Origin of the sequence: Paenibacillus sp. MAHUQ-63, assembly GCF_028765165.1 — a bacterium.
Lineage (GTDB): Bacteria > Bacillota > Bacilli > Paenibacillales > NBRC-103111 > Paenibacillus_E.
Map to the genome: position 1 here is coordinate 1 of NZ_JARADB010000001.1, position 12,066 is coordinate 12,066.

Sequence of the window (12,066 nt, forward strand, 5' to 3'; positions counted from 1 at the left end):
TCTTACAGGCAGGTTACCTACGTGTTACTCACCCGTCCGCCGCTAAGCACCGAAGTGCTCCGCTCGACTTGCATGTATTAGGCACGCCGCCAGCGTTCGTCCTGAGCCAGGATCAAACTCTCCATAATAGTTGAACATAGCTGAGAGACTTTGATCTACGATCAAAGATCCCTATATTACGCTCATTTATTGAAAGCTGAATAGCTCAATTGACTTGCTAGCGAGATTGTTAATCTCATGTTTGAACGATTGCTCGTTCTGTTTACTCACTCGTTGTTCAGTTTTCAAAGATCAATCAATGTCCCAGTCGTTTCGAAGCGGAGTTATATCTTATCACCGCTTAGCGAACTTTGCAACAACTTGAATTTTCCAATTCCGCTTGTTTCGTTTCATTCATTTGGCGGACTGTTAATATACCATGCCCTATTCCTCGTAGGCAAATGTAAAATATGGAAAAGAAAATACCTAGCTCGTGGATAGAACCAGTCTTCCAGGGAACCTTATAAACCAGAAACGAAGGCTTAAGGTTGTATTTCCATGAAAATAATCGAAAGGACGGCTATTACATTGAAAGATAACACTGAACATGATGAGCCTACTATCGCCCCAGGTATGAACACACACGACTTACTTGAAAAGAAAGCAACGGAAGAAGATGTTGAGAACGGAGAGGCCACTTCAGTAACACGCCTTTACTTAGACCGCACACCGGAGGACTAAAATTAACCCAAAAAAAAGCATCCATTCAAGATGCTTTTTTTGCTGAAATTACGCATCCTTACTCTTTCTTCGCTCTCGGAGTACTCTCAAAGCCTATAGACTTATGAGTGCCGTCGCAGAAAGGCTTGTTCTTTGATCCGCCACATCGACATAGGGAGAATGATTCTTCATGCTCGAACAAGTTGCCCTCAGCGTCCAACAACTCGACTGCCCCAGTAATTCGAAGCGATCCATTATCATTGACCTTGATTTTGACCAAGTTTTCGTTTGCCACTATGTTTCCTCCATTTGTATCCTCGTATTAATAAAAAGAAGAGGCGATCCCGGACAACATTTGCCCCTTGCCCCTTAATCCTCTTCCTTATAGGTATGTGCAGTTATTGAATCTTGATAGAATAAGAGGCAGCCTCCGTATTGATCTCCATACCATTTTCGTCCTGATACCCATGGAAATTGCCATTCAACGGAATTTCGAAACTATCTCCCGGCAGGGGTTGCTTATCATCATCAAGTTGAAAGATGAACCCGCTCCCATGAAGTAATATCGCCTGAGGTGAAAGATAATCATCTATGCTGTCCGAATGGCTCATGAGCCCGACGTCTTGTAACGCAATTTCAACCTGATCTATGTCATTCTGTTCTTCTTTTTTAATCAAAATGTTTTTGTCTAAATTAGCCTCAAACCAGCCACAAACCTCTTGAATTGTTAGTGTCTCCATTATGTGTCACCCCCTCCGAACGATAGCATGCCCTAGGTTCATAATTTTACTCCAATCTTAGTAATCGTTGATCTTTAGTGTAATTAGAAAACGGAGCCCGCTAACCCGCGGTGCTCCGTTATAATTGTTCCAGCATTCCTTACTCGGCGTCCAGCTTAAACCAACAACTAGCATAATCGCCGTCAATCTGCGGTAGATTCAGCCCGAAGTGCATGAGCCTGTCACCGCGATAGCTGGTGCCCAGCTGGCTGACGCGATAATTGAAGCCCGCATTCAGACCGCGAAGCTGCAGCCTCCGCAGCGGAGCGTTCGGCTCCGCCAGCACCCGGAAATAGAAGACGACCGCTTGCTTCTTATCTTCCGAAACGAACATCCAAGCCGTTTCATTGCCGGTAAACGGACTTTTTAACCGGTACAGATCGCCGCTCTGCACAAGTCCGCGAAGCTCTTTATAATCGCTCACCTGCCGCTTCATGACCGCTTTCTCTTCCTCAGACAGCTTGGTCAGATCCAGCTCGTAGCCGAAATTGCCGGACATCGCCACGTCGCCCCTGGTCGTGAGCGGCGTGATGCGGCCCACCTGATGATTCGGTACGGCGGAAACGTGCGAACCCATCGCGCTGACCGGGTAGACGATGCTGGTTCCGTACTGGATTTTGAGCCTTTCGACTGCATCCGTATCGTCGCTTGTCCACGTCTGCGGCATATAGTAGAGCATGCCCGGATCGAACCGGCCGCCGCCGCCGGAGCAGCTCTCGAATAGGATATGCGGGAAGGCTCCGGTCAGCTTCTCCAACAGTTCATACAGTCCTAGCATATACCGGTGCGCTACTTCGGATTGGCGTTCCGCCGGCAGCGCAGCGGAACCGATCTCCGTCATATTCCGGTTCATATCCCATTTCACATAGCTGACGGGGACGGTTCGGAAGATGTTGCTGAGCGCGTCATAAATATAGGCCCTGACATCCTGTCTGGAATAGTCGAGAATGAGCTGACGCCGTCCTTCCGTTCTCCGCCGTTCCGGCACGTGCAGGCACCACTCCGGGTGAAGGCGATACAGCTCGCTCTCCGGCGATACCATCTCCGGCTCGAACCATAGACCGAACTGAAGTCCCAGCTTATTGACACGGGCAGCCAAATCTTCCAGACCGTTCGGCAGCTTGGCGCGGTCGACCGTCCAATCTCCAAGCGAAGTCGTATCGTTATCGCGCTTGCCGAACCAACCGTCATCGAGCACGAACAGTTCAATCCCGAGCCTAGCTGCTTCGCCAGCGATCGCCTCAATTTTCTCAGCATTGAAATCAAAGTAAGTCGCTTCCCAGTTATTCACCAGAACCGGCCGTTCCTTATCGCGATGAACCCCCCGGCACAGCCTTGTACGGTACAGCTTATGGTACGTTCTCGACATGCCTCCCAGCCCTTCGGCTGAATAAACAAGCACCGCTTCCGGCGTTTGGAACGACTCTCCCTGCCCCAACAGCCAATTGAAATCAAACGGATTGATGCCGATCGATACCCGAACCGTATCGAACTGATCCACTTCCGCCCCGGCAGCGAAATTCCCGCTATAGACGAGACTGAAACCGAACACGTCCCCCTGCTCTTCGCCCGCATCCGGACGGAGCAAGGCGATGAATGGGTTCGCCTGATGGCTGCTCGAGCCGCGACGGCTTTCAATCTTAGTCGTCACACCTTTCGTGAGAGGATTTCTTTGGATATGCCTTTCCCTCACCCAAGCGCCTGTCAAAACTAAACAATCATACTCAGCATCGGCAAAGTCGACACTTGCGCTCAAAGCGCTCCGTAGGTTCAGCATTTGCTGCCCTTTATTAACCAAACGTACGGATCGTGTAATCGCACTGAACGCTTCAAATACCGTATAGCTGATAATAACCAGCAAGCCGGAATACGAGTCGGTTAGCTCGAGCTCCAGTGTCATCGCTTCCTGTTCCGACTCGGCATAGACAGCCGGCAGCCCATCCAGTACGGGCTTTCCCTTTACGATTCGGTGCTTGCTATATAACAGCTCGGTAATCCGGCTCCCGTCTTGCAGCTGTACCTGATAAGCCGGATGGCGGAAATCGCTGGTTCCATACTGCGGATATTCCTGCGGTAACGTATCAAGCGAGATGCGCCTGTCTTCCGGCACCGGATTAGGGCTGAACGAGCATCGCTCCTGCAGCATCAGCAATTCGTCTAAGTTCCCGTCCGGATCCAGTTTCTTTCCCCAGTAGGCATGAGACGGATAGCCGTTCACCAGCTGAATGATGTAGCTCATATCTTTCGATTGCAGATGAAACAGCTGCTTATTTTCGTTGTAATAGATATTCATCGTGCTTTCCCCACTCTCCGATATATAGATTCTCCGCAATTGGCCATGATGAAAAGAAAAGAGCGAGATGGGCTTGGGCAACTACCCCACCTAGTCTCGCTCTTTTGTACCCGCAAGCTGTTATTCTTTCACTGTTAGATTGCTAATGGTAAATTCAAATTCCAAATCCTGATCTGAAGGTATCTGATATTCCCCGTGCACAGGTGCCCCCCAGCTGTCGTCTCCGCCTACTCCCATTTGCCGGCCGGCCACGGTTACGACCGTATAATGCACCTCCGGCAGCTCCCAATGATGATTAGCCTCCTCCAGCTCAAAGGCGGAATAAGGAGATACATTGCACTCCACCGGAGCCAGCGGATCCGCTTTGATCATAAGCCCGAGTCCATGCACATCGGTTATTTTCACGCTTCGGACGCCAGTGCGGTTACCCGATTCCTGCGGAACGAGATAACGCGAAGGCAATTGATCAACCGGCTTGCTGAAAACAGCCAAACGCGCACCGTAAGCGCGGTCGATATAGTTTTCTTCTGGTCCCATCGCATACCATTCGGATTGGTTGTAATCTGCCGCCATCTTGAAAGTGAGCGCAACGATAGGCAGATTCGGAAGACCCTCGGCACCTTTGTAGCTGTTGTGCACACGAACGGTTCCATCCGCATACACCGTGTAGGCCGTTCTAACACGTATGTCAGCATGGATGCTGAACGTGTACTCAAACGTGACGGTTGCCGAATCCGACGTTTGCTGTAGTTCGACTTTTACGCATTTTCTCGCCAGACTCGCTGCATACCAAGCGCCAGCCGTATAGCCGAGCGATGTCCCTTTATCATTATCGGTAGTAGCCCTCCAAAACAGTGGCGTCGGCGGTACGGCAATCATTTCACGGCCGCTGTATTTAATGGATACCACAGATCCGACTTGCTTGGAAAATAGCACGGTAAAGTCCTTGCCCATTACGCCGATATTTACATCGCCTTCAACCACTTTAAGAACTCCGGATTGCAGACTGCGGTCGGTTGACGCGATGTTTGCCACGATATTTTGGCCAAAAGCGACCTCAAATCCAGCTTCGGCCCATAAGTGCGACTCTTTAAGCTTCAGCGAAGCTTGCAGGCAATACTCACCGGGCACCTCATCCATATGGGGCAGTTCGATCGGGACGCTAATTTGTTTTTGCGCTTCAACGTCGACATTTGTTTGCCAAATCCCTATCTGCCGGCCATCACATAATAAGCGGTATTCGAGCACAAGATGATCCGTTCCTACGAACAAGTTTTCATTGACGATTGTAATATGCGTACGGGCCGGCTCCAGCTTGTAATTCTGATAGAGGAATTTCACTTCCTGCATTTTCGGCGTGATTTGCCGGTCCGCGTATACAAGGCCATTGCCACAGAAGCTGTAATCGGAAGGGCGATCACCGAAATCGCCGCCGTAAGCCAAATATTCGCGGCCGAAACGGTCTTTTTTCACCAACGCTTGGTCCATATAGTCCCAAATAAAGCCGCCTTGATACATCGGGTACTTGCTTTCCAATTCCGTATATTTGTGCAAGCCGCCTACAGAGTTGCCCATGGCATGCATATACTCACAACTGATGTACGGTTTCTCCGGCTGGCTTTGAAGATAGGCTTCAATATCTGCCGGCTTCGCATACATTCTGCTCTCCATGTCGCTGGTTGCATCATAGTCGCGGTTATGGAATACGCCTTCGTAATGGACAAGCCGGCTCGGGTCGGTTTCACGGAAATAATTCGACACGTCCAGGATGACCTGCCCCGCATAAGACTCGTTACCACACGACCAGATCAAGATGGAAGGATGGTTCTTATCCCGTTCCAGCATCGATTGCGCACGATCGAGCACGATGTCCCGCCACTCCGGATCGTTGCCCGGAATGTTCCAAGAAGGCTCGACAGCCCCCATCTTTTGCCAAGATCCGTGGGTCTCCAAGTTCATCTCATCGATGACGTAGACGCCATATTCGTCGCACAGCTCGTACCACAACGTTTGGTTCGGATAGTGCGAGGTGCGGACGGCGTTGATGTTGCTGCGCTTCAGCGTCTGGATATCCCACAGCATATCCTGCTTCGTGATCGTCCGCCCGCTGCGGCAGTTAAATTCATGGCGGTTGACGCCCTTAAACAAGATTCGTTTGCCGTTCAGGCACATCAGCTTGTCCTTCATTTCAAAACGGCGGAAGCCGACCTTTTGCACGATGGCTTCGACCAGTTCCCCCTGCTCATCCAGAATCGAGATGCACAGCGAATACAAATACGGGCTCTCGGCGCTCCATAGATGCACGCGGCCCGCTTCAGCAGTGACTTCCAGCTTGCCGCTTTGGAATTCCTTCTTATCCGTAAGGCACGTCTTGCCCGCGGCATCCTTCAATTCCAGCAGCGCCTGAACGGGAGCGGACGGCTCTGCGCGCAGCGCCAAATCCACCTTCAAGGTGCCGTTCTCATAACGGTCATCCAGCTCGGCTTTGACGTGCAGATCCCAAACATGATGCTTCGGAACCGTAAATAAGTACACATCGCGGAAAATGCCGGAGAAGCGCCAGAAATCTTGATCCTCCAGCCAGCTTCCGGTGCTGCGCTGATAGACCTCAACTGCCAGCTTGTTCGACCCTTCGCGGATGTACGGTGTCAAATCGAATTCGGATGGCGTGAAGCTGTCCTCGCTGTAGCCGACAAATTCGCCGTTCAGCCAAACGTAAAAAGCGGATTCGACGCCTTGAAAAGAAATGTAAACGGGCTTGCCCTGCATATCGGCTGGCAGATCAAAATGCTTCACATAACTGCCCACCGGATTATGCTCCTGGGAAATGTGCGGAGGACGAAGATCGGCCAGCCCGTCCCACGGATACATCGTGTTCACGTACTGCGCTTGGCCCCAGCCTTGAAGCTGAATGTGGCCCGGTACCTGAATATGCTCCCAAGCGGCGCAATTGTAATCCATTTCGTAGAACGCGGCAATCCGGCTTGCCGGATTCACCGCATAGCTGAACTGCCAGCTGCCGTTCAAGCTGTGGCGCATGTCCATCGGCGATCCGGCCATGGCAGACGCCATTGATTTATAGTAGCGGTGGTCTGAGTGAGCATCCAGCCTGTTCACTCGATAAATGCTTACATCTTGAAGCCAATCCAGGCTTGGTTTCGTATGACTCATTCGATTCGTCTCCTAAACATTCAAATTCAGCAATGACTTTATTTCACAGATCCGACCATGCCCGCGACGAATTGCTTTTGCATGAGGAAGAAAACAATGGCAGTCGGCAGCGTGGAAATCACAATAGCCGTCATGATCACACCGAAATCCGGCGAATAACTGGAACCCAAGTTCGAGACTAAGAGCGGAATCGTTCTTTTATCCGGGGTTTGCAGCACAATCAGCGGCCACAAGTAGTTGTTCCAGCTGGACATGAACGTAATAATCGACGCGGCGGCGAAAGTTGTCTTCATCGTCGGTAAGTAGATGCGGATAAACAAGCCGAGCTCGGTCAAGCCATCCATGCGTCCGGCCTCCAGCAGCTCCTTAGGGAACATTTTCGTGCTTTGGCGGAAAAAGAAAATGAGGAACGCAGTCGTAAAAGTCGGGAGCACGACCGCCACGATCGTATTGACCCCAATCACGGGAACCGTTCGCGACAGCTTGGAGAACATCTGATAAAGCGGCACCATCATAGCCGCGAATGGAATCATCATGGACAGCAGCAAAATGTTGAACACGATATCCTTGGCCTTGCTGCGGTAAATTTCAAAGCCATAACCGGCCAGGGAGGCAATCAGGAGCGCCAGCACTGTCGTCGATATCGAGATTTTGAGTGAATTGCCGAAAGCTTGGAACAGGTTGATCGAGCTCACCAGCTTGTTGAAGTTTTCGACAAAATGGCTGCCCGGCAGCATTCTCCCCTGGGTGACATCCACGGAAAGATTCGTTGAGCTGATGACCATCCAAATAAAAGGGAATATCGAGACAATCGCCGCAGCGGTCAAAAACACATAGATGAAGATCCTTTTCAACATTATTTATTCTCACCTGCCAGTTTAATTTGAAGGACAGACAGCACGATAATCATGACCACAATCGAATAAGAAACGGTAGCGGCATAACCAAAGTCCGGCGAGTATTTGAACGAAAGATTATAGATGTATTGAGAAATCGATAGAGTTGCATTGCCTGGTCCGCCTTTTGTAATATTCACAATTTCGTCGAACAGCTGCAGCGTCCCGATCGTCGAAGTAATCGAAGTAAACAAGATGATCGGCTTCAATAAAGGGACCGTAATGCTGAAAAATTGCCGGACCGAGGAGGCGCCGTCGAGACGAGCGGCTTCATAGATCGAGTTGTCGATGTTTTGCAGAGCGGACAAATAGAAAATCATATTATAGCCGGTCCAGCGCCAAGTAATCGCGATAATAATCGTTATCTTCGCCCAGAACGGATCGGAAATCCATTGAATCGGTTGCGTGAGAATATGCAGCTTCAGCAGTGCGAGATTGACCAGACCGTCGTTGCCAAACAAATATTTGAACACGACTGAATATGCGACAAGCGAGGTGATGCAGGGCAAGAAAATCGCCGTGCGGAAGAACCCTTTGAACCGTAGATTACTGTCGTTAAGCAACACGGAGATGATCATGGCCAGCAAAATCATGATAGGCACTTGGATGATCAAATAGAGAAACGTATTTTTGACAGCAGTAAAAAACGTCTTATCGCTAAACAGCCGTTTGTAGTTGTCGACGCCATTGAAATGCAGGTTTGATCCGGCTCCGGTCTTAAAAGACAGCAGCAAAGCTTGAATCATCGGATAAAAGTAAAAGATACAGATCAAGATTACGGCGAGCGCAATAAACAGCCATCCCGTCAACTTTGCTCGGTTTTTCATTGTATAGTTCAAGGTTACCAAACCTTCCCTTATAAAAAATGGAAACGCTGACCTCGCCATGCTCATCGGCAAAACGAAGGTCAGCGTTGATCGGAATGCAACGGGTTACTTAATTTGCGACTCCGCTTGAGACTGCGCGTCGCTCAACACTTTATCCAAATCCGTACCTTTCAAATAGCTTTGCGCTCCGACTTTAAGGATATCTTCGATCTCATACGTATGCATGCCATAGTTGACCTTTGGAATTTGCGTCGTCCAGGTTGCAAAATCAGAGCTGATCTTTTGCCCGCCGAAGAAATCATCCGCTTTCGTATAAGCTTCGCCTGAAGCAGCAGGCTTATAGGTGCCGATAACGCCGATATTGGTCAGCATTTTTTGATACAATTCCACATTAGAGCCAAGCGTTTTTCCAAGGAAATCTGCGGCAACCTCTTTGCCAGGGCTATTCAGCACATACCAGGAGCTTCCGCCAAGGTTCGAAGCATTGACCGAGCTCGCTGTGTTCTTCAATTTAGGGAACGGAACGACGGCCCATTTGCCGGATTGATCCGCTTGCGCCTTAACGGAAGGCGTGATCCAGTTGCCTGTTGGCACGGTTGCGACTGCGCCGCTGTTAAAGCCAGCCAGGAAAGAGTTCCAGTCGGAAGTAATCTTCACGATATTGGCGGTCATTAACGTTTTGTAAGTTTGGAAAGCGTCTTTCAAAGCAGCATTATCTTTCAGATCCGGCGTAGAGCCGTCGCTTTTCAGATACCAGGAGCCTGCCGACTGAATCATCATGCGGATTAAACCGAGGTCGTTCGGATCCTGTGTCAGCATATCTTTGCCGGTTTTAGCTTTGACCGCTTTACCGATCTCAATAAATTTGTCCCAATCGATGTTCTTCATATCGTCGACTTTATAGCCGGCTTGCTGCAGGTAGTCGGTGCGGACGTACAATCCGGTTACGCCGGAATCGAACGGAAGACCGTACTGTTTCCCGTTTACGCTCGTTGATCCAATTTTGTAGTCGGCAAAATCAGACGCTTTAATGGAAGCCGACAGGTCTTGGAAAGAATCGGGGTACGCTTTCAAAAAGCTTTGAGCCCGGTAGTCTTCGATCAAAACAACGTTAGGCAATCCCGAAGTTGTGCCGGAATTAAGTCCGGTGTTCAGCTTTTGGATGATGTCATCTTGAGCATATTCCACGATGTTGATTTTCACATCCGGATGATCTTTCGCATACGTTTCTTGCGCCAGCTTCATCGCTGCGATATTAAAGTTTTTGTCCCAAGCCCAGACTGTAATTTCCTTCGCGCCGGTTGACGCTTGATCCGCAGGTTTCGCGGTATTCGTTGTATTGCCGGAGTTGCTCGAGCATGCCGATAGCAGCAAAAAGCTCGATAGCAGAACGGCTGAAAGTTTCTTTTTCATGTTGCTCCCCCTGTTTGATTGAGTTATGAAAATGCTTACAATGTAATCTTAACATCCCTCGAAAAAGGCCTGTTAGGAATTACTTTTCAACAATTAGTGTTATTTTTTGAAGTTACAACCGTTCTTATTCTCTTATTTTTTTAGAATTTGTACTTTTTTTAGAATTTGTACTTTTTTTAGGATTGCAGGGGGTTACACCCGCTGATCGGTCAGCCATGGAATCCTAATCGTAATTTTCGTGCCCTGGCCTAGTCCGCTCTCCATCGAAACGCCGTACTCCTTGCCATACAGCAGTAATAAGCGGTCGTGAACGTTGCGGATACCGATGCCTGTGAACGGATGTTTCGCATGGGCCGGATTCGTCGTTGTCTCCTCAGAGGGTGCCAGCTCCATTCCGTCGCCATTATCGACGACCTCGCAGACGAGTGTTTCCCGGTCTCTGGTAATGATAACGTAAATATAACCTGTATGTTTTTTATTAAAAGCATGAAAAAAGGCATTCTCGATAAAAGGCTGGAGCATCAGCTTGGGCACCTGCGCCGTCAGGCAATCCGGCGAGACGAAGTAATCGACTTTAATGCCGCGGCCATAGCGCACCTGGTTAATAAACACGTAATGCTTCAGACTCTGGAGCTCCTGCTCAACCGTAATCGTTTCTTTGACATTGCTGATCGTATTTTGGAGGAGCGAGATGAGCGCATGAATCGTCTCTGTAGCCTGATCATTACTGCCCCGCTGGACTAATATGTTCACGGAAGCGAGCGTATTATACAGAAAATGAGGATTAATTTGCTGCTGCAGCGCGGCCAGCTCCGCCCTTCGCTGCTCCTTCTGGGTTTCAACCAGCCTGCTGATATAGTCGTTAAGCTCGTCGAGCATATAATTGAAGGAATTGCTGAGCTCCCGCGTTTCGTAGGTCCCTGAGACCGTCATATAGTTGTTAAAATTGTTTTTGGTTACGTTCGACATCTTCTTGACGAGCGTTCGCAGCGACTTGGTCAGTCTACGCGTAATAAAGTAAACGAGCAGCACGGCAGCGGCCACAATACCTGTACAAATAAGCACGATCGCCTTCGTGTTGAGCATATGGCCGAGCACCATATTTTTATCGATCACATTCACAATATAGAAATCAAACAAAGGCAAATAATCGGCAAGCACGATAACATCTTTGCCGATCATTGCCATCTCCAGATTAGCCCCGCCCGTCTGCTCCAGCGTCTTGGCGCCGGTTAGCAGCTGATCGGATACCGTCCCGATGAGCTCCGTCCGATTGCTGGAGACGATGACCCCGGATTGATCCAGGATCATCACATCATTACCGGTGCTTGTAAAATTGTTGTACACACCATTGAATTCGCTTTCCCTGATCATCATGTACAGGGTGCCGTATATTTGCTCGCTTCCCGGTATGTACAGCGCTTTCGAAGCGACCAAACAAGCCTCATCGCAGCCCGCCGCTTCCGGTTTCATAAAGCTGTATAGCAGCTTTCCAGGCTGACTGAGCGTGCTTTGTGTGATCGGATTTTGCTGCAGTTCATGCGGGGATCCGGACCAATAAGCACGGTCGCTGACATAGCTTTTGCCGTTTCCCCCGAGCAGCAAGATCCCAATGCTTTTGGCCCCGATACCGGATTGAATCCGGTGCATCTGCTCCTCCATGCTGTACACGATGCTGTAGCTCGTCAAAGAGTCCATCTCCGGCCCGGTCAGATAATTTCTGATCGCAGCGCTTTGCGCCGTATTAATCGCTATGTTTACGTTGGAGTAGTGGAACGATTCCAACCCGCTTTTGATCTGGTCGATAATCTTCGAATTGGTAATACTGAACGTTTGTACAAACAGCTTTTTAGACATTTGCACCGTTACCCATGAAGTTAAGATCGTGATGGAGATAATACTGATTACCATGACGATGAAAATTTTGCTAAATAAGCTTTGTTCTGCGATTTTCCGTAGACGCGTTCCCATTGGCAGCCGATTGTCTC

At 49.4% G+C, this 12,066-nt stretch carries 9 protein-coding genes and 1 rRNA gene; 1 reads left to right on the forward strand and 9 read right to left on the reverse strand.

The features are described from left to right. Window positions 1-128, reverse strand: a 16S ribosomal RNA gene (locus PUT07_RS00005); the annotation flags it as partial. Window positions 129-537: 409 nt separating this feature from the next. On the opposite strand from PUT07_RS00005, the gene PUT07_RS00010 reads away from it, so the two are divergent. Next, on the forward strand, window positions 538-720 hold the full coding sequence (locus PUT07_RS00010) for a hypothetical protein (protein WP_274465671.1): 183 nt from the start codon (window positions 538-540) through the stop codon (window positions 718-720). 58 nt (window positions 721-778) lie between these two features. On the opposite strand, the gene PUT07_RS00015 is transcribed toward PUT07_RS00010, so the two are convergent. The 8 genes from PUT07_RS00015 to PUT07_RS00050 form a co-directional block, all read right to left on the reverse strand. Continuing rightward, window positions 779-979, reverse strand: a complete 201-nt coding sequence (locus PUT07_RS00015) for a CDGSH iron-sulfur domain-containing protein (protein ID WP_379239625.1) — start codon at window positions 977-979, stop codon at window positions 779-781. A 118-nt stretch (window positions 980-1,097) separates the two neighbouring features. Next, a complete protein-coding gene (locus PUT07_RS00020; RefSeq protein ID WP_274465673.1) occupies window positions 1,098-1,439 on the reverse strand; it encodes a hypothetical protein in 342 nt (113 codons plus the stop codon). Window positions 1,440-1,578: 139 nt separating this feature from the next. Next, window positions 1,579-3,771: an alpha-galactosidase gene (locus PUT07_RS00025; RefSeq protein WP_274465674.1), complete on the reverse strand. Its 2,193-nt coding sequence runs from the start codon at window positions 3,769-3,771 to the stop codon at window positions 1,579-1,581. A 120-nt stretch (window positions 3,772-3,891) separates the two neighbouring features. Then, a complete protein-coding gene (locus PUT07_RS00030; protein ID WP_274465675.1) occupies window positions 3,892-6,942 on the reverse strand; it encodes a glycoside hydrolase family 2 TIM barrel-domain containing protein in 3,051 nt (1,016 codons plus the stop codon). Window positions 6,943-6,980: 38 nt separating this feature from the next. Continuing rightward, window positions 6,981-7,799 (reverse strand): carbohydrate ABC transporter permease, encoded by an 819-nt coding sequence (locus tag PUT07_RS00035; RefSeq protein ID WP_274465676.1) that lies wholly within the window; start codon window positions 7,797-7,799, stop codon window positions 6,981-6,983. Beyond that, a complete protein-coding gene (locus tag PUT07_RS00040; RefSeq protein WP_274467405.1) occupies window positions 7,799-8,665 on the reverse strand; it encodes a carbohydrate ABC transporter permease in 867 nt (288 codons plus the stop codon). Before PUT07_RS00040 ends, PUT07_RS00035 begins: the two co-directional genes overlap by 1 nt. 105 nt (window positions 8,666-8,770) lie before the next feature. Further along, window positions 8,771-10,078 carry an ABC transporter substrate-binding protein gene (locus PUT07_RS00045; RefSeq protein ID WP_274465677.1) on the reverse strand — a complete coding sequence of 436 codons (1,308 nt, stop codon included), beginning with the start codon at window positions 10,076-10,078 and terminating at the stop codon, window positions 8,771-8,773. Between the two features lie 192 nt (window positions 10,079-10,270). After that, window positions 10,271-12,049, reverse strand: coding sequence for a cache domain-containing sensor histidine kinase (locus PUT07_RS00050; protein WP_274465678.1), 1,779 nt, complete (start codon window positions 12,047-12,049; stop codon window positions 10,271-10,273). Window positions 12,050-12,066: the final 17 nt, after the last annotated feature.